Source organism: Lentzea miocenica (genome assembly GCF_033949945.1).
GTDB lineage: Bacteria > Actinomycetota > Actinomycetes > Mycobacteriales > Pseudonocardiaceae > Lentzea > Lentzea miocenica.
In genome coordinates this window covers 114,297-135,673 of record NZ_JAXAVW010000028.1, presented here as the reverse complement: position 1 = coordinate 135,673, position 21,377 = coordinate 114,297, and the positions used below count along the sequence as shown (strand labels likewise).

General features: G+C 68.6%; 22 protein-coding genes. 10 read left to right on the top strand and 12 right to left on the bottom strand.

Annotation, left to right across the window (positions count from 1 at the left end):
* Positions 1-7: 7 nt before the first annotated feature.
* The 8 genes from SK803_RS31075 to SK803_RS31040 all read left to right on the top strand — a co-directional run bounded on the left by SK803_RS31075 (position 8) and on the right by SK803_RS31040 (position 8,490).
* Positions 8-991: a sugar ABC transporter substrate-binding protein gene (locus SK803_RS31075; RefSeq protein ID WP_319969696.1), complete on the top strand. Its 984-nt coding sequence runs from the start codon at positions 8-10 to the stop codon at positions 989-991.
* A gap of 15 nt (positions 992-1,006) precedes the next feature.
* The gene (locus SK803_RS31070) at positions 1,007-2,056 is read left to right on the top strand and encodes an ABC transporter permease (protein ID WP_319969695.1); all 1,050 of its coding nucleotides are present in this window, start codon (positions 1,007-1,009) and stop codon (positions 2,054-2,056) included.
* Positions 2,053-2,823 (top strand): ATP-binding cassette domain-containing protein, encoded by a 771-nt coding sequence (locus SK803_RS31065; protein ID WP_319969694.1) that lies wholly within the window; start codon positions 2,053-2,055, stop codon positions 2,821-2,823. Before SK803_RS31070 ends, SK803_RS31065 begins: the two co-directional genes overlap by 4 nt.
* Positions 2,820-3,752, top strand: coding sequence for a 5-dehydro-2-deoxygluconokinase (iolC, locus tag SK803_RS31060; protein WP_319969693.1), 933 nt, complete (start codon positions 2,820-2,822; stop codon positions 3,750-3,752). Before SK803_RS31065 ends, iolC begins: the two co-directional genes overlap by 4 nt.
* On the top strand, positions 3,749-4,654 hold the full coding sequence (locus SK803_RS31055) for a Cgl0159 family (beta/alpha)8-fold protein (RefSeq protein ID WP_319969691.1): 906 nt from the start codon (positions 3,749-3,751) through the stop codon (positions 4,652-4,654). The genes iolC and SK803_RS31055 overlap by 4 nt, the downstream gene beginning before the upstream one ends.
* Entirely contained in the window at positions 4,651-5,538 is an 888-nt protein-coding gene (gene iolB / locus SK803_RS31050) for a 5-deoxy-glucuronate isomerase (protein WP_319969690.1), read from the top strand. The genes SK803_RS31055 and iolB overlap by 4 nt, the downstream gene beginning before the upstream one ends.
* Positions 5,535-7,388, top strand: a complete 1,854-nt coding sequence (iolD, locus tag SK803_RS31045; RefSeq protein WP_319969689.1) for a 3D-(3,5/4)-trihydroxycyclohexane-1,2-dione acylhydrolase (decyclizing) — start codon at positions 5,535-5,537, stop codon at positions 7,386-7,388. Before iolB ends, iolD begins: the two co-directional genes overlap by 4 nt.
* 106 nt (positions 7,389-7,494) lie before the next feature.
* Positions 7,495-8,490: an NADH:flavin oxidoreductase/NADH oxidase gene (locus SK803_RS31040; protein WP_319969688.1), complete on the top strand. Its 996-nt coding sequence runs from the start codon at positions 7,495-7,497 to the stop codon at positions 8,488-8,490.
* A 72-nt stretch (positions 8,491-8,562) separates the two neighbouring features.
* On the opposite strand, the gene SK803_RS31035 is transcribed toward SK803_RS31040, so the two are convergent.
* Positions 8,563-8,751 carry a DUF3073 domain-containing protein gene (locus SK803_RS31035; protein ID WP_086665537.1) on the bottom strand — a complete coding sequence of 63 codons (189 nt, stop codon included), beginning with the start codon at positions 8,749-8,751 and terminating at the stop codon, positions 8,563-8,565.
* Positions 8,752-8,924: 173 nt separating this feature from the next.
* Here SK803_RS31035 and SK803_RS31030 point away from each other — a divergent pair, with 173 nt between their 5' ends.
* On the top strand, positions 8,925-9,785 hold the full coding sequence (locus tag SK803_RS31030) for a hypothetical protein (RefSeq protein WP_319969687.1): 861 nt from the start codon (positions 8,925-8,927) through the stop codon (positions 9,783-9,785).
* Here the strand turns inward: SK803_RS31030 and SK803_RS31025 are convergent.
* Genes SK803_RS31025 through SK803_RS31005 form a run of 5 tightly spaced genes read right to left on the bottom strand, consistent with a single transcriptional unit; the run spans position 9,728 to position 13,886 of the window.
* Positions 9,728-10,909 (bottom strand): MFS transporter, encoded by a 1,182-nt coding sequence (locus SK803_RS31025; protein ID WP_319969686.1) that lies wholly within the window; start codon positions 10,907-10,909, stop codon positions 9,728-9,730. The genes SK803_RS31030 and SK803_RS31025 overlap by 58 nt on opposite strands.
* 57 nt (positions 10,910-10,966) lie before the next feature.
* Positions 10,967-11,536: an RsiG family protein gene (locus SK803_RS31020; protein WP_319969685.1), complete on the bottom strand. Its 570-nt coding sequence runs from the start codon at positions 11,534-11,536 to the stop codon at positions 10,967-10,969.
* A gap of 60 nt (positions 11,537-11,596) precedes the next feature.
* Positions 11,597-12,421, bottom strand: a complete 825-nt coding sequence (locus SK803_RS31015) for a BKACE family enzyme (RefSeq protein ID WP_319969684.1) — start codon at positions 12,419-12,421, stop codon at positions 11,597-11,599.
* A 17-nt stretch (positions 12,422-12,438) separates the two neighbouring features.
* On the bottom strand, positions 12,439-13,500 hold the full coding sequence (ygfZ, locus tag SK803_RS31010; protein WP_319969683.1) for a CAF17-like 4Fe-4S cluster assembly/insertion protein YgfZ: 1,062 nt from the start codon (positions 13,498-13,500) through the stop codon (positions 12,439-12,441).
* The gene (locus SK803_RS31005) at positions 13,497-13,886 is read right to left on the bottom strand and encodes a Fur family transcriptional regulator (RefSeq protein ID WP_406601608.1); all 390 of its coding nucleotides are present in this window, start codon (positions 13,884-13,886) and stop codon (positions 13,497-13,499) included. Before SK803_RS31005 ends, ygfZ begins: the two co-directional genes overlap by 4 nt.
* A 71-nt stretch (positions 13,887-13,957) precedes the next feature.
* Here SK803_RS31005 and SK803_RS31000 point away from each other — a divergent pair, with 71 nt between their 5' ends.
* Positions 13,958-14,800, top strand: coding sequence for an aminodeoxychorismate lyase (locus tag SK803_RS31000; protein WP_319969681.1), 843 nt, complete (start codon positions 13,958-13,960; stop codon positions 14,798-14,800).
* A 1-nt stretch (position 14,801) separates the two neighbouring features.
* Here the strand turns inward: SK803_RS31000 and SK803_RS30995 are convergent, their stop codons facing one another.
* The 6 genes from SK803_RS30995 to SK803_RS30970 form a co-directional block, all read right to left on the bottom strand.
* On the bottom strand, positions 14,802-17,336 hold the full coding sequence (locus tag SK803_RS30995; protein WP_319969680.1) for a glycosyl hydrolase family 18 protein: 2,535 nt from the start codon (positions 17,334-17,336) through the stop codon (positions 14,802-14,804).
* 84 nt (positions 17,337-17,420) lie between these two features.
* Positions 17,421-18,272: a 5-oxoprolinase subunit C family protein gene (locus tag SK803_RS30990; RefSeq protein ID WP_319969679.1), complete on the bottom strand. Its 852-nt coding sequence runs from the start codon at positions 18,270-18,272 to the stop codon at positions 17,421-17,423.
* Positions 18,269-18,856 carry a 5-oxoprolinase subunit PxpB gene (gene pxpB / locus SK803_RS30985; protein ID WP_319969678.1) on the bottom strand — a complete coding sequence of 196 codons (588 nt, stop codon included), beginning with the start codon at positions 18,854-18,856 and terminating at the stop codon, positions 18,269-18,271. The genes SK803_RS30990 and pxpB overlap by 4 nt, the downstream gene beginning before the upstream one ends.
* 109 nt (positions 18,857-18,965) lie before the next feature.
* Positions 18,966-19,619, bottom strand: coding sequence for an FABP family protein (locus SK803_RS30980; protein ID WP_319969677.1), 654 nt, complete (start codon positions 19,617-19,619; stop codon positions 18,966-18,968).
* A 577-nt stretch (positions 19,620-20,196) separates the two neighbouring features.
* On the bottom strand, positions 20,197-20,496 hold the full coding sequence (locus SK803_RS30975; protein WP_319969676.1) for a DUF1416 domain-containing protein: 300 nt from the start codon (positions 20,494-20,496) through the stop codon (positions 20,197-20,199).
* Between the two features lie 4 nt (positions 20,497-20,500).
* Positions 20,501-21,346, bottom strand: coding sequence for a sulfurtransferase (locus SK803_RS30970; protein ID WP_319969675.1), 846 nt, complete (start codon positions 21,344-21,346; stop codon positions 20,501-20,503).
* Positions 21,347-21,377 lie beyond the last annotated feature (31 nt).

Genomic DNA, 21,377 nt, shown 5'->3' with positions numbered 1-21,377 from the left:
GGAGACGATGAAGTCTCGTCTGGTCATCCGTGCGGGCGTTGCTCTCGCCGGTGTTGCTCTACTGGCCGCGTGCAGCGGTCCCACGGGAACGAACTCCAACACCACGCAGAACAACAGCGCGCCGGCGGCGGGTGATCTCAAGGTCGCCGTCATCACGCACGGCACCGCGGGTGACGCGTTCTGGAGCGTGGTGAAGGTCGGCGCCGAGGACGCGGGCAAGCAGCTCGGCGTCGGCGTCACCTACAACTCCGACGGCGACCCCGGCGCCCAGGCCAAGCTGATCGACAACGCCGTGTCGCAGAAGGTCGGCGGCATCGTGGTGTCGATGGCGAACCCGGACGCGTTGAAGACCTCCATCGAGAACGCGGTGAAGGCGGGCATTCCGGTCATCACGATCAACTCCGGCAGCGCGAAGAGTGTCGAGTTCGGAGCCATGGCGCACGTCGGCCAGGAGGAGTCGATCGCCGGTGAGGAAGCCGGCAAGAAGCTCAAGGCGGCGGGCAGGACCAAGCTGCTGTGCGTCATCCACGAGGCCGGCAACACGGGCCTCAACCAGCGCTGCGACGGTGCCCGCACCGGTTTCGGCGGCACGGTGGAGAACCTCCAGGTCGACATCAGCAACCCGACCGACATCGAGTCCCGCATCAAGGCCAAGCTGCAGTCCGACACCGCCGTCGACGGCGTGCTCGCGCTGAACCCGCAGGTCGCCGTGAACGCCGCGTCCGCGATCAAGGGCGCGAGCTCGAAGGCCCAGGTCGCGACGTTCGACCTGAACGCCGACGTGGTCAGCTCGATCAAGGCCGGCGACGTGCTCTTCGCCGTCGACCAGCAGCAGTACGAGCAGGGCTACCTGCCGATCGTGATGCTGAAGCTGTTCAAGGACAACGCCAACACCCTCGGTGGTGGCAAGCCCGTCCTGACCGGTCCCGGCTTCGTCGACAAGTCCAATGTGGACAAGGTCGCGGAGTACGCCAAGAACGGCAAGCGGTAAGGAGGAAGCGGGGAGATGACCGTGACGGCCCAAGCGCCACCGGCTGCTGACGAACGGCTGAGCAAGCCCAGGGCGGTAGATCAGCTGATCAAGCGCCCGGAGATCGGCGCCATGCTCGGCGCGTTGCTCGTGTTCCTGTTCTTCTCCGTGGTCACCGAGCAGTTCCTCAGCATGGGTGGTGCCGCCACCTGGCTGGACGACGCCTCCATGCTCGGCATCATGGCGGTCGCGGTGGCGCTGCTCATGATCGGCGGCGAGTTCGACCTGTCCGCCGGTGTCATGACCGCGTCCACCGCGCTCGTCACGGCTCTCCTCGCCACCCAGCTGGGACTCAACGTCTGGCTGTCGTTGCTGGTGTCGCTCGCCTTCGCGTTGTCGGTGGGCGCGCTGAACGGCTGGCTCGTGATGCGCACGGGCCTGCCGAGCTTCATCGTGACGCTGGGCAGCTTCCTCGCGTTGCAGGGCCTCAACCTCGGCATCACCCGCCTGGTGACGGGCAGCGTGCAGGTGTCGGGCATGCGGGAGACCGCCGGCTACGAGTCGGCGGGATTCCTGTTCGCCTCGACGTTCCAGATCGGCGGCACCAGCTTCTACGTGTCGATCATCTGGTGGGTCCTGTTCACCGTCATCGCGTCGGCTGTGTTGCTGCGCACCAAGTTCGGCAACTGGATCTTCGCGATCGGTGGTGCCGCGCAGAGCTCGCGTGCGGTCGGTGTGCCGGTCGTGCGGTCCAAGATCCTGCTGTTCATGACCACGGCGTTCGCGGCGTGGCTGGTCGGCTCGATCAACATCCTGCGGTACGCGAGCGTGCAGGCGAACCAGGGCATCGGCCTGGAGTTCCAGTACATCATCGCGGCGGTGATCGGCGGGTGCCTGCTCACCGGTGGCTTCGGTTCCGCGGTGGGTGCGGCGATCGGCGCGCTGATCTTCGGCATGGCCCGGCAGGGCATCGTCTACGCGGGCTGGAACAGCGACTGGTTCCAGTTGTTCCTCGGCGTGATGCTGCTGGCCGCGGTGCTGGTGAACAACATGCTGCGCCGCCGAGCGGAAAGGGTCCGGCGATGACGTCACTCATCGAAACCGAGAACATCGGCAAGACCTACGGCAGCGTCATCGCGCTGAGCGATGTGTCCACTGTGGTCAACGCCGGTGAGGTCACCTGCGTGCTCGGCGACAACGGCGCGGGCAAGTCGACCCTGATCAAGATCCTGGCCGGTGTTCATCAGCACGACCAGGGTTCGTTCAAGGTCGAGGGCGACGAGATCAGGTTCTCGTCGCCGCGTGAAGCCCTGGACCACGGCATCGCGACCGTGTACCAGGACCTCGCGGTCGTGCCGCTGATGTCGGTGTGGCGCAACTTCTTCCTCGGCTCGGAGCCCACGACGCGGTTCGGGTTCCTGGATCACAAGAAGGGCAGGGCCGTCACGAAGAAGGCGTTGTCCGACATGGGCATCGACCTGCGGGACGTGGAACAGCCCGTCGGCACCTTGTCGGGTGGCGAACGGCAGTGCGTCGCCATCGCCCGCGCGGTGCACTTCGGGGCCAAGGTGCTGATCCTGGACGAGCCGACCGCGGCTCTCGGCGTGAAGCAGGCCGGTGTCGTGCTGAAGTACGTGGCCCAGGCGCGTGATCGCGGCCTCGGCGTCGTGCTGATCACGCACAACCCGCACCACGCCTACCCGGTCGGCAACCGGTTCCTGCTGCTCAAGCGCGGTCGTGCGTTGGGCAGCTACGAGAAGGACGAGATCGACATCGGGGAGCTGACGCGGCAGATGGCCGGTGGTGCCGAGCTGGAAGCGCTGGAGCACGAGCTGCGAGGTGTCGAGGCGTGACGTCTCTGGAAGTGCTGACCGTCGGCCGGGTCGGTGTCGACCTCTACCCGGAGCAGTCCGGGGTGCCGCTGGCCGAGGTCAGCACCTTCGCCAAGTCGCTCGGCGGCACCGCGACCAACGTCGCGGTCGCCGCCGCGCGGCTCGGTCGCCGGGCCGGCGTGCTCACCAAGGTGGGCCCGGACGGGTTCGGCACCTATGTGCGCCAGGCGCTTGAAGGATTCGGGGTGTCGTCGGAGCACGTCGGCACCTCGCCCGATCTTCTGACACCGGTGGTGTTCTGCGAGCTCAACCCGCCCGCGGACCCGCCACTGCTGTTCTACCGGCTGCCGACGGCGCCGGACCTGACGTTGAACGAGGACGACGTGCCGTGGGCCCTCGTGCGCGACGTTCCGCTGCTGTGGGTCACGGGCACCGGTGTTTCCGCTGAGCCCGCCCGTGGCAGCCAGCGGATGATGCTGGCCAACCGCGGACGCAAGAAGCACACGGTGCTGGACCTGGACTACCGGCCGATGTTCTGGCCGGACGTGGAGACCGCGCGCGCCGAGATCGGCTGGATGCTCGACCACGTCACGGTCGCTGTCGGCAACCGGACCGAGGTGGAGGTCGCGGTCGGCACGTCCGATCCCGACGAGGCCGCGGACCGGCTGCTGGCGCGCGGAATCTCGTTGGCGCTCATCAAGAAGGGCGCCGAGGGCGTGCTCGTGGCCACTCCGGAGGGCCGGTGGACCGTCGAGCCGAATCCCGTCGAGGTGGTCTGCGGGCTCGGCGCCGGTGACGCGTTCGGTGGTTCGGTGGTGCACGGCCTGCTGTCCGGCTGGGACCCGGTGAAGATCGCCCGCTACGCCAACGCGGCTGGCGCGATCGTGGCGTCCCGGCTGGCCTGCGCTGATGCCATGCCCGACCAGAAAGAGATCGAGGAGCTGCTGTGATCACGGATGGACAGTGGCGCGAACTGCTGTGGCGGCGGGCCGAGGACCCCGGCTCGATCAGGCGGGCCTACCAGGCGCGCAAGCGGCGCAACTCGTTGCTGAACGGCAAGTCCACGCTGTTCCTGGTCGCGGCGGACCACCCGGCGCGGGGTGCGCTGGGTGTCGGCGGCGACCCGCTGGCGATGGCCGATCGGCGGTCGCTGCTCGCCCGGTTGCTGACGGCGCTGGCGAACCCCGCGGTCGACGGTGTGCTCGGCACGCCGGACGTGATCGAGGACCTGCTGCTGCTGGACGGCCTGAACGAGCGCGTGGTCATCGGCTCGATGAACCGCGGCGGCCTGGCCGGTGCGGACTGGGAGATCGACGACAGGTTCACCGCGTACGACGCGTCGTCCATCGCGACGTTCGGGCTGGACGGCGGCAAGATGCTGCTGCGCCTGGTCGACTCGGATCCCGGCACGATCCCGACGCTGGAAGGCTGCGCGCGGGCCGTCACCGAACTCGCCGAGCACGGCCTGATGGCGATGGTCGAACCGTTGCCATACAAGCGTGATCACAACGAGAAGCTGGTGCTGCAAAAGGATGCCGCGGCCCTGTCGCGTGCTTCCGCCGTGGCCGCGGGTCTGGGTTCGACCTCCGCTTACACCTGGCTGAAGCTGCCCGCGCCGGACGAGCCGGACATCGTGCTGGACACCACGGCGTTGCCCGCTTTGGTGCTCGGCGGTGTGCCGTCCGATCGGCCTGAAGACGACCTCGCGTCGTGGGGCCGCTCGTTGCGCCACCCGACCGTGCGAGGCCTGGTCGTCGGCCGTGCGTTGCTCTATCCGCCGGACAACGACGTCGCGTCCGCCGTCGCCGCCGCCGCCGAAGTCCTGCGTACCGCGAAGGGGGTCACGGAATGACTCTGCACCGTCCACACGGGACTCTCTCGACCTCGACCGATGTCATCTACCTGACGCCGGAGGACGCGGACTGGACGTACACCGGTCTTCGCGTGCTGCGGATCGAGGCAGGTTGGGTGCGCACCATCGAGACCGGCGAGTTCGAGGCGTTCGTGCTGCCGCTCGCCGGGGCGCTGACGGTCGAGGTCGATGATCTCCGGTTCGAGCTGCAGGGCCGTGACTCGGTGTTCACCCGTGTCACGGACTTCGCTTACGTGCCGCGCGACGCATCGGTCAAGTTGTCCTCAGTGGACGGATGTGAAGTCGCGTTGCCGATGGCGCGGTGTGAGAACCGCCTGACTCCGAAGTACGGCCCGGCTGACGGGGTTCCGGTCGAGGTGCGCGGTTCGGGCAACGCCACCCGCCAGGTCACGAACTTCGGCGTGCCGGGCGTGTGGGACCACGCGGACAAGCTCAACGCGTGCGAGCTGATCACCCCGGACGGCAACTGGTCCTCGTACCCGCCGCACAAGCACGACACCTCGGAGCCGTGCGAGGTGAACAACGAGGAGATCTACTACTTCCGGATCGCCGACCGGGACCAGGTCACCCCTTCCCGGACCGGCTTCGGCTTCCACCGCACGTACACCGACGACGGCACGATCGACGAGGACGTGACCGTGCGGGACGGCGACGTCTTCCTGATCCCACGCGGCTACCACGGTCCGTGCGTCGCGGCGCCGGGATATCCCATGTACTACCTGAACGTTCTCGCAGGTCCGGGCTCTGAGCGTTCGATGGCGTTCTGCGACGACCCGGCGCACACCTGGATCCGTGACAGCTGGGCGACGCAGGAACTCGACCCGCGCTGCCCGGTAACGACTGCTGAGGGACGGGTCAAATGAAGCTCACGACCGCGCAGGCGCTGGTCCGGTGGATGCTGGCCCAGCGCACGGAACTCTTCGACGGCTCGCACGCGCCGCTGTTCCCCGGCGTGTTCGCGATCTTCGGGCACGGCAACGTGCTCGGCCTCGGCAACGCCCTGGAGGAGGTCCGCGACCGCATCCCGGTGTGGCGCGGCCACAACGAGCAGGGCATGGCGCTGGCCGCCGTCGGCATCGGCAAGGCCTCGCACCGCCGCCAGGTGGGCGTCGCCACGTCGTCCATCGGCCCCGGCGCCCTGAACATGATCACCGCGGCCGGCGTGGCGCATGCCAACCGCCTGCCCCTGCTGCTCCTGCCCGGCGACACCTTCACCGGCCGCGCCCCGGACCCCGTGCTGCAACAGGTGGAGCACTTCCACGACCCGACCGCCACCGTCAACGACGCGTTCCGCGCGGTCAGCCGCTACTTCGACCGCATCACCCGCCCCGAGCAGCTGCTCTCCACGCTGCCGCAGGTGGCACGCGTCCTGACCGACCCTGCCGACTGCGGCCCGGTCACCCTCGCGCTCCCGCAGGACGTCCAGGCCGAGTCCTACGACTTCCCGGACTCGCTCTTCACCGAGGTCGTCCACCGCCCGCTGCGCCTGCGCCCCGACCTCCGAGCGCTGGCCGAGGCCGCCCGCGCGATCCGTTCCGCGTCCAGGCCCCTGCTCGTGCTCGGTGGCGGCGTCCGCTACTCCGGTGCCGCGGGCAGGGCGTTGCGGTTCGCCGAACAACACGGCATCCCGATCACCGAAACCACCGCCGGCCGCACCCTCGTCCCGCACGACCACCCGCTGCACGCCGGCCCGCTCGGCATCACCGGCTCGACCTCGGCCAACGTCCTGGCGGGAGAAGCCGACCTGGTCATCGCGGTGGGCACCCGCCTCCAGGACTTCACCACGGCCTCCTGGACCGTCTTCTCCCCGGACGTGCACCTGGTCTCCCTGAACGCCGCCCGCTTCGACGCCGTGAAGCACGGCTCGTTCGCCCTGGTGTCCGACGCCGACGAAGGCATGCGCGAACTGACCGACGCCCTCGGCTCCTGGCAGGCCCCGCCCGACTGGTCCCGCCGCGCCCAGACGGAACGCGCGAAGTGGGACCGGCACGTCACCTCACTGCGCGAGCCTTCTGCCGGTCTACCCACGTACGCCCAGGTAGTAGGCGTCGTCAACGACGTCAGCGGCCCCACCGACTACGTGATGACCGCGTCCGGCGGCCTGCCCGGCGAGCTGATCGGCGGCTGGCGTGCCTCCGGCGAGGCCACCATGGACGTCGAGTACGGCTTCTCCTGCATGGGCTACGAACTCGCCGGCGCCTGGGGTGCCGCCATCGCCCACACCGAAGGCGTCGTCACCACCCTCCTCGGCGACGGCTCGTACCTGATGCTGAACTCCGAACTGTTCTCCGCCGCCTTCGCGGGCCACGGCTTCGTAGCCGTCGTCTGCGACAACGACGGCTACGCCGTGATCCACCGCCTCCAAACCGGCCAGGGCGGCGCGGGCTTCAACAACCTCTACGCCGACTGCAACTCCACCCACGCCGAACCCCCGCGCACCGACTTCGCCGGCCACGCGGCGGCGATGGGCTGCGCGGTCTTCCCGGTCGACTCGCTGGGCGACCTCGAAGGCGCCTACCGCAAGGCCCGCGAGGCAGCGACTTCCGAACACCGCCCAGCCGTCGTCGTGATCCGCACGCACCCGTCGTCGTGGACCGAGGCCGGGGCGTGGTGGGAGGTCGGCGTGCCGGAGGTCTCGCACCGGCCGGAGATCGCCTCGGCGCGTGAGGAAGTGCTGGAAGGCAAGGCCAAGCAGGTCCGCTACCTGAGCTGAGCGTCACCGTTCAGTGACTGAGACGACCCCACCCTCGGGAACAACCCGCCGACGAGCTCCCTTGAACAGTTCGTAGCCCTACGAATCGTTTCAAGGGAGCCCCGAAGTGAGCCTGCTGTTCTCCCCGCTGACCCTGCGCTCGGTCACGCTGCCCAACCGCATCGCGGTCAGCCCGATGTGCCAGTACTCGGTGACGAAGGAGGACGGCGTCCCGACCGAGTGGCACCTCGTCCACCTGGGCTCGCGCGCGGTCGGAGGTGCCGGGCTGGTCATCGCCGAAGCCACCGCCGTCGAGCCGAGGGGCCGGATCTCGCCGCAGGACGTCGGCATCTGGAACGACGAGCAGGTCGAGGCCTGGAAGCGGATCACCGCGTTCATCAAGGAGCACGGGGCGGTCCCCGGTATCCAGCTCGCGCACGCCGGGCGCAAGGCGATCGGTGACTGGGTTCCGGTGGCGCCGACGACCGAGCCGTTCCCCGGTGGAAACACGCCGGAGAAACTGACCGGCCACACTGGGATCGTGAAGGCCTTCGTCGACGGCGCGCTCAGGGCGATCGAGGCAGGCTTCGAGGTCCTGGAGATCCACGCCGCGCACGGGTACCTGCTGCACGAGTACTACTCGCCGCTCACGAACGAGGGCAGCCTCGAAGAACGCATCGCCGTGCCCGTCGAGGTCACCGCCGCCGTGAGGGCAGCGGTGGGCCCGGACGTGCCGGTGCTCGTGCGGATCTCGGGCACCGACTGGGTCGACAACGGCTGGACTGCCGACGACAGCGTTGTGCTGGCACAGGCGCTCAAGGCCGCGGGTGCGGACCTGATCGACGTGTCCAGCGGTGGCAACACCGCGCAGGCGGAGATCCCGATCGGGCCCGGCTACCAGGTGCCGCTGGCCGAAGCTGTGCGACGCAAGGCAGACGTGCCCACGGGTGCGGTCGGCCTGATCACCGGGGCGGTGCAGGCCGAACAGGTTTTGACGGACGGTTCCGCCGACCTGGTGCTGCTCGCGCGCGAATTGCTCCGCGACCCGTACTGGCCGCTGCACGCGGCACAGCAGCTGGGTGTGGAGGTCGACGCGCCGAGGCAGTACGCCAGGGCGTTCTGAAAGCGCCCTCAGAGTTCAAGGGCTGGGCACCGATGATCCGGTTGCCCAACCCTTGAACTCTTCAGGCTGAATTCAGCGACGGTAGTCGTCGTAGTCGTCGTACGGGTCGTCGCGTGGCTCATCGCCACCACTACTCCCGTTCGGCGACCTTTCATCACCAGACAGCTCACGCTGCAGAGCAGCGAAGTCGGTCTCATGAGAGCTGTATTTGAGCTCCCTGGCGACCTTCGTCTGCTTGGCCTTCGCTCGGCCGCGCCCCATGGCTCGACCCCCTCGCACAGGGACGGGGGCGGCCGGGGGAACGGCGGCCCCACTCGTCTCGACAACTAGTTCCTGGTAACTACCGTACCGTGCCGATGGGGTTCCTCGCGACGCGGTAGGCGTGACACGTACCGCCAAATCTTGCGGCCGCCCTCGCGTGGAAGGATGCACACGTGCCCAGACCGTTCGTCGCCTACCTGCGGGTGTACGAACCGTTATCGGTATTGGACGCACCGCTAGCGGACAAAGTCCAAAAAGCCCTGGAAAACGGCCCTGTCCCCCGTTCGGAGGTCGGTGACCGCGAACGGGAGCTGTGGTTGCGATCACAGTTGGGACAAAAGCTGCTTCCGGGCGAGTCCTTCGACGTGATGGCGATCAGCCCCGCCGAGGTTCCGACGTCTGACGCCGCGCGTGTCGGCCCCGGGCCTCTCGTCTGCCCCCTCGACCTCAGGGCGCGCTCCGCGGCCGCTCTGGTGGGCTTCCTGGCCTCCGCTCCGCCGATCCTCCAGGACGCGGCACTCGGCGTTGCGCCGGAAACAGTCCGAGCGCGCGCGTCGGCCGTGATGGCGGAACTCGCGGCAGGAGCCGTTCACGTCATCTCCACGACCTGGACCGTGCCGCTGCCGTGGTTCGCCCTGGTCGAACCCGCCCAGCGCCGCGTCGTGCTGGCCAGCGCGCAGGACGACCCGGAACGACAGGTGTCGTGGCGGGTCGCGATGGCGGACGCACGGCGCCGGGTCGCCCGAGCGCTCAAGGTCGTGCAGAACTCCCTGGGCAACGAAGGGCCCGCCACGATCCTCGCCGACACGGGACGCTGGCTCGAGCACTTCCACCCGCACTCCGCCGTCGAGCTCGACTACGGCGGCCTGGTGCAGCTGCTGGAGGACAAGGACCTGCTGGAGGACACCTCGGCGGCGGACGTGAACGCCATCGTCGACGCGCTCGAAGCGGGCGACGCCGAGGAGGTGGCGTTGCGCTACGAGACGCTGCGCGAGTTCTGGGGCGAGCTGGCCCGCAGGGAACGCCACGGCTGAAGCAGCACCCGCGCGGTCACGGCCGCCGCTGCTGCCAGCACCATCGCCGCGGGCCACGCCACGTGCACCGCAACGAAGCTCGCGAGGAACGGCGTGGTCGCGGCGCTGAGGTAGTTCGCCGAGTTCTGCATGGCGATCGCGGTGGCACTACGACCTTCCGGGGCGAGCTCACCGGCCTCGGTGACCGCGAGTCCGTTCCAGCACAGCGCGAACACGCTCGTCGGCGCCACCACGGCGATGAGCAGCGGCAACGGCGCCTGGTCCAGCACGGCGACCAGCACGAACCCGGCCGCGGTGATGATCGACACGATCTTGAGCGGGCCGATCCGGTTGCGCACCCGGTCGGACCACACGCCGACGGCGAGTCGCCCGGCACCGCCGAGCGCCTGGGCGACACCGAAGACGGCCGCGGCCGCCGTGACGCTCATGCCGCGGTGCCCGTGCAGGAGTGGCACCAGCAGCGCGGTGGCGGTGAACTGCGGCACCACGAGCAGTCCGCTGGCCAGCGACAGCCGCAACAGCCGGGGGTCCTTGAGGATCATCCCGTGGTCGGCGCTCGCCCGGACCGCGCCGGGTGGTTCCCTGACCAGCAGCGCCACCGCGAGCGCCACGAACGCCGTCACGCCCGCCAGCGCGACGAAGGCCGTCGGCACGCCGGCCGAGATCGCGATGCCGGGCAGGACGGCGGCGGTGAGCGCGGCGCCGAGCGGGGTGGCGGTCTGCCGGACCCCCATCGCGAGGCCGCGGGACCCGCTGCTGAACCACGACATCACCGCCCGGCCGCTGGCCGCGTTGACGCTGGCTCCGAACAGTCCGGCGGCGAACAGCGCGAGGCCGGCGATCCAGGCGTTGCCCAGGGCCACGGACAGCAGGCAGCCCGCCGCCCCGAGGCCGCCGATGGTCATCACGAGTCGTTCGCCGCGTCGGTCCGCGACGACTCCCCACGGCACGAGGGCGATCATCGTGCCCAGGTTGACGGCACCGAGAAGCAGCCCGACCTGGGGCAATGTCAGTGAGAAGTGCTGCTGCAGCTGGGGGCTGATCGCGGGCAGGCCGAGGAAGACGGCCGCGTTCGTGCCCTGCGCCAAAGCTCCGACGCACAGCACGACCCAGCGATACCCCATGAGGGCACGCTAGGTCCGCTGCTCAGAAAGTGGAACGACCGTCCCAGATTGTGGGAGTCAGCTCTTGCGCCGGTGGTGTCCGCGCTCGGCCGCCAGCAGCTCGTCCACCGACGCGCTGCCGCGCTGGTAGCGCGAGGCGATCTCGGCGTTGAGCTTGTCCACGACGACCTGCACCTCACGCCGCCGCACCGACACGGACGCCTCTTCCGAGATGAACGTCTCCAGCGCTTCGCCGAGGCGATCGTCGGACAACTTGCTCACGTCGGAGAGGTCCACGTCGGAGACAAGCGCCTCGACGTGCCGCTGATGCGCATCAGCACGTGACGGCTCATGGGTCTGGTACCGGCCTAGACCGGTCGCCGGCCCCACGGCGTTTGTGGACAGGATCGTGGCCAGTTGGTCGACCACCGCCGAACCGCCAGAGCTGCGGCGCTCCTGTTCCGCGCGCACGATGTCGATCCGCGCGTGCAACAGCCGCCGCAGGTAGGACAGGTCGGTCTCTTCCTGCGCTGCCTCGTCGCGGAGTTCGCGCACCTCGACGAGCGGGCGCTGCTCGACGCCCTCCGTGTAGTCGGGGGCGAGCACCCGGTCGATTCGGCGGCGCCCGCCAGGACGCACCTCGATCACGTGTCCATCCTGCGGTAGATCCTCCTCACCCGCCAACACATCCCATGCACCAAACTTGTCTCAAATGTGCACGCCCAGCAGCTTTCGCGCTTCGTCAGGTGTGAGAGCGGGTCGTTGTGCGATCTTGGACAGCCCCGCGGCACGCGCCACGAGCTGTGTGTTGTCCCGAACCGGCACTCCACGCGAGTAGCTGATCGTGTCTTCCATACCCACTCGGAGGTGGCCACCCGCACCCAGTGCGGTGAACATCACCGGCAGCGAGGTCCGGCCGATCCCGGTGGCGGAGAACGTTGCCGCGTCCGGCAGAGCGCTGACTGCTGCGACCAGCGTCGCGGCGTCGCCGGGCATGCCGCCGGGCACCCCCATGACGAGGTCGACGTGCACGTGACCGCCCGCGGGCAGGCCGTGCTGGTCCAGCAGGCGCTTCAACGAGGCGAGCTGGCCGATGTCGAAGATCTCGTACTCCGGGACGATGCCGCGTTCCTGCATGCCCTTGTGCAGGGAGACGATGAACTCCCAGCGGTTCATGAACACGTCGTCGCCGAAGTTGACGGTGCCCATCGTGCAGGACGCGGAGTCCGGCATCGCCTCGAGCACGCGCAGCCGGTTCTCCTCCGGGTCGTGCACCGACCCGCCGGTGGAGAGCTGCACGACGAGGCTGGTCTGCTCGCGCAACGCCTCGACGGTGGCCTTCAAACGACCGAGGTCCAGCGACGGCTTCGCGTCCTCGCCACGGATGTGGACGTGGATCATCGCCGCGCCGACCTGCTCGCAGCTCTGCGCCGTCGCGACCAGCTCTTCCAGGGTCACTGGAAGCTGCGGGACGTCGGCTTTCGCGTGCTCCGCTCCGGTGGGAGCGACAGTGATCAGAGTGCCCAAGGACATGTACCGGACTCTAGGGGTCATCCCCGCAGGTTGCGAACAGCTTCCCGGCCCAGACCAGGGGTGTCCGGCGGCACCGAGTCGGGGTCGATCCGGGCGGGAACCTCCCGTTCGGGGGCTCCGGCGAGCAGGTCCGACTCGACCGGCACAGACCGCTTGACCAGCGCCAACGCGATCGGGCCCAGCTCGTGGTGCTGCACCACGCTGCCCACCCGGCCGACCACGCGCCCGTCCAGCATCACCGGGTCACCGGTCTCCGGCTCGCCGTCCGCAGAACCATCCAGGTGGAGTAGGAGCATCCGGCGCGGCGGGCGTCCCACGTTGTGGACCTTCGCGACCGTCTCCTGGCCCCGGTAGCAGCCCTTGTTCAGGTGCACGGCCGGGTCGATCAGGCCGACCTCGTGCGGGATCGTGCGCTCGTCGGTGTCGATGCCCTGACGTGCCCGCAGGGACTCCACCCGCAGCGCCTCGAACGCGAAGCTGCCCGCCGGGCGCGCGCCCGCGTCGGTGATCCGCTGCCACCACGAGGCCAGCTCGGCGCGCGGCACCAGCAGGTCGAACGAGCTCTGACCGGGCCACGACGTGCGGCGCACGAACCCGTCGCCCAGCTGCTCGACGGCGGCGGGCACCGGGATGTCCAGCTTCTCCAGCAGCGCGACCGCGTCCGGTCCGATGATCGACACCAGCGCCAACTCGGGCGTGGCGTCGCGCGGCCCGACCTTCGACCAGAAGACCATCTTCTTCAGGTACGCCAGCAGGTCGTCGACCTTCTCGACGTCCAGGAACACCGTGCCGCCGACGTTCGCGACGACCATGTGGTGCTCGAGCCTGCCCTGCGCGTCCAGGATCAGCGCCTCGGTGTTCGCGTTCTCGCCGAGCTGCTCGAAGTGCTGACTCGTCAGCTGGTGCAGCCACTTGAGCCGGTCCTCGCCCGGAACCGCGATGACCCCGCGGTTCGAGCGGTCGACGACCACGACCGAGCGCGCGGCGGAGCGTTGTTCGGCGAACGGGTCTCCGTAGTGCCAGGCGACGCCGGCGTCAGTGGAATCGTCGGGCGGCGGGACGGCTCCGGGGAGGGTCACTCGGTCTCCTGCTCCTGCTTCAAACAGTCGCGGCAAGTGCCGGACAGCGCGAGATGGCTTGCATCAAGTTCGAACCCGTCGCGGCTCCGCAATGTTCCGACGAGCGGGTCGAGCAGCTCACACGGGATCTCGTCGATCCGGCCGCAGACGTGGCACACCAGGTGCACGTGCTGGTGGTCGTCGACCGAGTAGCTCGGCGCGCCGTGACCCAGGTGCGTGTGCCGCACGAGCCCGAGCCGGTCCAGCAGGTCGAGCGTGCGGTAGATGGTCGTGATGTTGACCGTCGGAGCCGTCTCCTGGACGCGCTGACAGATCTGCTCCGGGGTCGAGTGATCCAGGGCCCTGACCGCGTCCAGCACGAGCTGGCGCTGCGGTGTCATCCGCATGCCGCGGTCGTGCAGCGTTTTGCGCAGGCCTCTTGCGGTCTCCACAACACCGATGTTAGTAGGCTCGGCCCATGCGCGTGCTGGCACTGCTCGACGGAACCCTCGCTGACCCCGACTCGCCGCAGATCCGCGTCGACGACCTCGGACTCATGCGCGGTGACGGTGTGTTCGAAACGATCCTCGTGGTCGACGGGAAGCCCCGCGAACTCACGCCGCACCTGGACCGCCTGGACCGGTCCGCGGCCATGCTCGACATGCCCACGCCTCCGCGAGCGGAGTTCGAGCGCGCGGTCGAGCTCGTCATCGGCAACTGGACCGGCGGCCGGGAGTTCGCCCTCAAGCTCGTCTACACCCGCGGTGTCGAGGGTGGCGACGGCACGGGCACCGGGTTCGCGCTCGGCATGGAGATCGGCGCGAAGGTGCTCAAGCAGCGCGCGGAGGGCCTGTCCGCGGTGACGTTGGACCGCGGCATCGAGCCGGACCTCGCCGACCGCGCGCCGTGGCTGCTGCTGGGTGCCAAGTCGCTGTCGTACGCGATCAACATGGCCGCGATCCGTGAGGCCGAGCGCCGCGGCGCCGTCGAGGTCATCTTCACGACCTCGAACGGTTCGGTGCTGGAAGGCCCGACCTCGACCGTGATCCTGGTGCGCGGCAAGACCCTCGTGACGCCGCCGTCGAAGCTCGGCATCCTGCCCGGCACCACGCAGTACGCGTTGTTCCGCGCCGCCGAGCGCGCCGGCTGGACCGTCTCCGTGGAGCCGATCCAGACCGGCGAGCTCTACGACGCCGAGGGCGTGTTCCTCGCGTCCAGCGTCCGAAAGATCACGCGGGTGAACACGCTGGACGGCAAGCAGCTGCCCGACTCCTCAGCCCTGCTGACCGAGCTGCAGGGCCTGTACGAGTCCGAGTACTGAGTTACCTGAGTCCGGCGTCGACCGCGGCCATCAACGGGCCGCGGTCACCCGACATCTCCCAGAACATCGCACCCAGCAGGTTCTTCGACTTGAGCCACGCGGTCTTCTTCTGGATCGACCAGGCGTCGTCGAAGGTCCACCACTGGTTGCCGGTGTAGCAGGACGTCGCCACGGCCACCTCGTCGTGGTGGACGGTGCAGTTCGGCACGGACGCGACGAGGTTGGCGTACCCGCGCGTGCCCGACTCCTCCGGGAACTGGCCGGGTGCCGCACCACCCGCGGCCTGCCACTCACCGTTCTTGCCGCCGTTGACCACGTTCTGCCAGCCGCGGCCGTAGAACGCGAGCCCGAGCGTGATCTTGCGGGACGGCACCCCGGCGTCGAGGTAGGCCTGCACCGTGCTCTCCACGCTGAACTTGGTCGTGTACGGGTCATCGGGGTCCGGGTAGAGGTTGCCCTGATGGCCGGTCCGGTTCGGCTCCCACGAGTTGTCGCTGCCGGAGCCGTGGAAGTCGTAGCCCTGGACGTTGAAGATGTCCATCGACTGCGCGACCCGCCCGAGCTCCCAGCCCGCCGCGATCTTGCCGGGGTCGGCCGGGGTGAACGCCGTGAGCTGGTAGCGCTTGCCCGTGGTGGTGCTGTACGCGTCCATCTGCCGGCGGAACTCCTCGATCAACAGTGAGTTGTTGACCTTGTCCTGCGGGCCGAAGTGGTTGCCCGCGTGGCCTTCCGCTCCCGGCCACTCCCAGTCGAGGTCGAAGCCGTCGAAGATGTTCGCCGCGGTGCCGGGACCGCCGGCGCCGTTGTACACGGGCAGGTTGCCCTTGAGGTAGATGTCGATGCACGACGACACGAACTTCTTCCGTGCCGCGTCCGTCGCCGCGACGTCGGAGAAGTACTTGGAGTAGGTCCAGCCGCCGAGCGAGATCAGCACCTTGAGGTTCGGGTGCTTCGCCTTGAGCTTCTTGAGCTGGTTGTAGTTGCCGCGCAACGGTTCCCAGCCGCTGTCCGCGACACCGTCGACGGACTGCGCCGCGCTCATCGGCCTGCTGTAGTCGGCTTCCGCGTCACCCGCGCCGTCACCCTGGTTCGGGTCCTGCGGGTTCGGGCTCGTGCCCTTCGTGACGCCGTGCAGACACGTCAGGTTGACGGGGTCGATGTTGCCGAACGCGTAGTTGACGTGGGTCATCTTCGCGGCGTCCATGTCCTTCACGAAGTACTGGCGTCCGTAGATGCCCCACTGCACGAAGTAACCGACACGGGCGTATCCGCCGACGATGTCATTGGTGCGTTCGGTCAACGCGTTGCTCGCCGCGGACACGTTGTCGTAGATGTCCCGTGCGCGCACGGTGAACGTGTAGCTCGTGGACGGCGCGAGGCCACTCACGACCGCCGTGGTGCCGGACACCGTCGTCTTCACGGTCGAGCCCACGTAGACGTCGTAGTTCGCGACACCGCGGTTGTCGGTGGATGCGTTCCACGCCAACGTGATGCTGCCCGCGTCCTTCGCCGTCGAACGCAGGTTGCCCGGCGCGGTCGGAGGCGTGGTGTCGTCGGCGGGGTTGTTGGTGGTGACGCTCACCGCCGCGCTGGCCGCGGACAGGGTTCCCCTGGTGTCCTTGGCTTTCACGGTGAAGGAGTACGCGCTGTTCGGGTTCAGGCCGGTGACGATCGCGGACGTCGTGCTGCTGCTCGTCGCGAGCGCCGAGCCGTTGTAGACCTCGTAGCCGGCGATCGGCAGCGAGCCCGCGGTGGACGCGTTCCACTGCAGCGTCACCGTGCGCGTGGTCTTCGTCGGTGAGGTGAGACCCGTTGGGGTGCTTGGCGGAGTGTCCGCGCTGCCGTCGCAGTTCGCGTTGTTGATCCGGCACGTCACCGGTTCGACGTTCGAGCTGATGGAGAACGTCGGGCTGTACGGCTCAGTGCTGCCGCCCGCGGCCACGGTCTTGTTGTAGTGGGCCGGGGTGACGGTGACCTGGTTGCCGTTCTGGGCAACCGTGCTGTTCTGGCCGTTGCTGACCGTCACGCCGTTGGGCAGCGTGAAGCTGATCGACCAGTCACTGACCGCGGCGGCGGAGTGGTTGCGGACGATGAACTTCGCCGTGCCGCCCGCGACCGAGTAATCGGCGGTGAGACCGGTCGGCGCCGGCGGCGGGGTGCCGCTGCCGTCACACGCCATGTTGTTGATCGTGCAGGCGGTCGGGTCGGCCGCGGCGCTCAACGTGAACGTCGGGCTGTACGGCTCGGTGTTGCGCCCCGGCGGAAGGTTGTTGATGTAGAAGGCAGGAGTGAGCGTCACTCTCGTGCCGTTCTGGGTGGTCGTCGCGTTCTGGACGTTGCTGACCGTGACACCGGACGGCAGGTCGAACTTGATCGACCATCCGTTGAGTGCGGTCGTGCTCGCGTTGGCGACCACGAACTTGCCACTCGTGCCGGTGCGGGAGAAGGTCGCGGTGATGCCCGTGGCGGCCTGTGCAGGGACCGCCAGGCCTAACACCGCGAGGAGAACTGCTAGCAGGGCAGGGATCCGGCGCATGCGGAACTCCAGATTGGTAGAGATTCCGCGGCGGCTGAGAGTTACCGTATTTGGTCTGGACCACTTACGTCAACGCCCTGGTCCTCAGTCGATCGGGCGGAACCGGACTCTCGTTCCCGGCCTGGCCTGCCCGAGAAACCGCAGGTGGTCGCGGTCGACGACGCCGATGACGGGGTAGCCGCCGGTCGTCGGATGATCGTTGAGGAACACCACGGGCTGCCCGTCCGGCGGCACCTGAACCGCGCCGGTGATCATTCCCTCGCTGGGAATCTCCCCGTCACGACGATTCAGCTTCGTGCCTTGGAGGCGTGCGCCGACTCGGTTGCCGCGGTCCGACACCGTCCATGATCCTTGGCGCAGCTGGGTTTCCGCGTCCTCGAACCAGTCGTCGCGCGGGCCGAGCCTGATCGGGATGACCAACGTTTGCAGCACGGTGATCGGCGGCACCACGTCCGCGCCGTTCGCCGGGTTCGGTGTCCCGAGCTTCAGGACGTCGTTGTCCCGCAACGGCTCTGGACCGATTCCGGACAGCAGGTCGGTGGAGCGGCTGCCGAGTTCCTGCGGCACGTCGATGCCGCCGGAGATCGCCGCGTACGTGCGCAGCCCGGTCCGCGGCGTCCCGATCTCGAGGGTGGCGCCGGCCGGCAGGTGCACCGGCTGGTGCGAATCGGCGAGCCTGCCGTCGATCCGGACCTCGACACTCGGCCCGGTGACGGCGACCGTGCAGGAGGTGTTGGCGTGGATCTGGGCGCCGCCCAGCAGGAGTTCGAGTCCGGCGGCGGTTTCGTCGTTGCCGACGAGCCGGTTGGCCAGGGTCAGCGAGTGCGGGTCGATCGCGCCGGAGGGTGGCACGCCGAGGTGGGCGTTGCCCGGCCGGCCGAGGTCCTGGACCAGGGCCTGCGGGCCGGTGCGCAGGATCGTGACGGTGCGGTTCACGCGATCACGAACCTGACCTGGTCGCCCGGCTGCAGGACCGCGGGGGTGTCGGCCTTCGGATCGAACAGCGTGATCTCGGTGCGGCCGATCAATCGCCAGCCGCCCGGTGTCGACCTGGGGTAGGCGGCGGTGAACTCGCCCGCGATGCCGACCGAGCCCTGGGGGACCTTCGTGCGCGGGGAGTCGAGGCGGGGCTGCTGAAGTTGCGCGGGAAGTCCGGTGAGGTAGGCGAAACCGGGCGCGAACCCGCAGAACGCCACCTCGTACGTGGCTTCGGTGTGGAGCTTGACGACCTCGTCCGCGGTGGTCCTGGCGGCTTCCGCCACGAGGTCGAGGTCCGGCCCGTCGTAGATCACGGGGATGGTGATCTCGCGCGAGTGCGTTTCCGGTGCCTTGGTGAGGTCGATGTCCTTCAGGGCTTCCCTGACCTGCTGGAGAGCACCCTTGACCAGCACCGTCCTGGCAGCCGGGACGAGCTCCTCGACACCGGCCAGGCCTTGGAGGACTGCGCGTACAGCCGCGACCTCGGTCAGCGAGTCGACCTCGACGATGAGCGCATCGGTTCCGCAGCGCCGCAGAAGCATGGACCCATGCTACGCGGAATCGTGGGATTGTTGAACAATCCGACACGCAGATCGTTCAACAATCCTGCGTGTTGCGTGCTGGATTGTTGAACGATCGTGCGCGAGCTGACTAGCCGACGATGCGCTTGAGGTGCGCGGACGCGTGCGGCTGCAACGGCTGGCCGACCATGGCGCGCTCCTCGACGTACGCGAGGTCGCCGTTGTTGACGATGCCGTAGAGGCGCTGCGAGGCCTGGACGTCCTTGGCCGTGGCGGAGCGGATGATCGCGTCCGACTCGAACTCCCACGACGTCTGCGTGCGGACCTTGCCGTAGTACATCTCGACGATGCCCGTGTTGTGGGTGAGCAGGAGTTCGATCGTGTCGTCCTCCTGCGGGCGCCAGAAACCCTGCTCGCGCGCCGCCGGGCGGATGACCTCGCCGGCCTCGTTGAGCAGCCACGACCTGGCCTCGTAGACGAGGAACGGGCGGCCGTCGTGGGCGAAGGTGATCTGCTGGCCGAAGCGGAACGGGCCCTCGATCGTCGGGTAGACGATCTCTCCCTCGCCTCGCCAGACGCCTACCAGCGGGAGGACCGCCAGGAGGGCGTCGTTGAGGTTGGCACCTTCTCGCAGGTTCGCCGTGTCGCCCGGGATGGGCATGTCGGTGAACTGGGGGAGGTTGCGCTCTCTGGTGGCGGCGGCACGTTCTTCGGCCAGGCGGATGGCCTCGTCGCCGCTGCCTGGGGTGGCGCCCGGCGCGGCGCTTGGGGGTGGCGTGGTCATCGCTGGTCGGAGTAGAGGCGGTAGACCACGTAGCCCGCGAACCACATGACTGCGATTGTCACTAGCACCAGGAGTCCGGTGAAGATGTGTTCCACGGGAAGAGGATATCTCGCCTGGTTTGACGTGCAGGGTTGTGGTGGTGGAGGACACCGGAGTCGCGGGCTTTGAGGGTGGTCACCTTTCCTGGGGGCTCCGCCCCCAGACCCCGCCAATCTGATCTGGGGAGTCCTCCGCCGTGCGTGGGTTGATGGCACGCCTGTTGCATTGGGCGGAGTTGCGTTGCGTAGGTGGTGCGGTCCGGGCGGGTCCCCATCACGAGTCGTACCAGAGCGGGCCACAACCAGGCAGGGGTGTCAAACGGACGAAAAGCGTGTCCGTTTGACACCCCTGCCTGGTTGCAGCATGTGCTGGGCACGACTCGTGACGGGGACCCGCCCGGAGCGCTGTTTCAAGCGTTAAGGACGCCTCGGCTTCGCCATCGGGGCGGCTCGCCTTCGGCTTTGCGCGCGATCATCTGGCCTCGACGCGGAAGACCCCGGCGGTGTGCACCGCCGGGGTCTTCGTCGTACCTGCGTGGTCAGGCGACCGCGATTTCCACGGCGTGGATGCCTGGGCCGGACGCCGAGACGTCGGCCTGGCCGTTGCCGGTGCGGTGGAGTGCGCGGACGGTCCAGGTGCCGGGGGCGGCGAAGAAGCGGAAGTCGCCTTCTGGGGAGGAGACGACTTCGGCGGTGAACTCGCCGGTCGAGTCGAGCAGGCGGACGAAGGCGCCGCCTACCGGGGTGCCTTCGGAGAGGACTTTGCCCTCCAGCACCGTTTCGGTGGTGTCGGACTCGATGGTGCCGCCCTGGGTGGGGGCGCCGCAGCCGTTGCTCATGTGGTCAGGCCTCCTTGCCGGAACCGAGTTCGATCGGCACGCCGACGAGCGAGCCGTACTCCGTCCAAGAACCGTCGTAGTTCTTGACGTCTTCGTGGCCGAGCAGCTCGCGCAGGGCGAACCAGGTGTGCGAGGAGCGCTCGCCGATGCGGCAGTAGGCGATGGTCTTGCGGGAGCCGTCGAAGCCTGCCTCGGCGTAGATCGCCTTCAGTTCCTCGTCGGACTTGAAGGTGCCGTCCTCGTTGGCCGCCTTGCTCCACGGGACGTTGACCGCGGACGGGATGTGGCCGCCGCGCTGGGCCTGTTCCTGCGGGAGGTGGGCCGGGGCGAGGAGCTTGCCGGAGAACTCGTCGGGGGAGCGCACGTCGACGAGGTTCTTGTTGCCGATGGCGTCGACGACCTCGTCGCGGAAGGCGCGGATCGAGAGGTCCTGCTCCTGGGCCTTGTAAGAGGTCGAAGGACGGGTGACCTCTTCCTTGTCCAGGGGGCGGCCGTCGAGTTCCCACTTCTTGCGGCCGCCGTCGAGGAGCTTGACGTTGGTGTGGCCGTAGAGCTTGAAGTACCAGTAGGCGTAGGCGGCGAACCAGTTGTTGTTGCCGCCGTAGAGGATCACCTGGTCGTCGTTGGAGATGCCCTTGGCCGAGAGCAGCTTCTCGAAGCCCTCGCGGTCCACGAAGTCGCGGCGGACCGGGTCCTGGAGTTCGGTCTTCCAGTCGATTCGGACGGCGCCGGGGATGTGCCCGCCGTCGTACGCGGTGGTGTCCTCGTCGACCTCCGCGAAGACGACGCCGGGCGTCTGGAGGTTCTCCTCGGACCAGGCGGCCGAGACCAGCACGTTCTCACGGCTCATGGGAAGTTGCTCCTGTGTTAGTGCGTGTGCG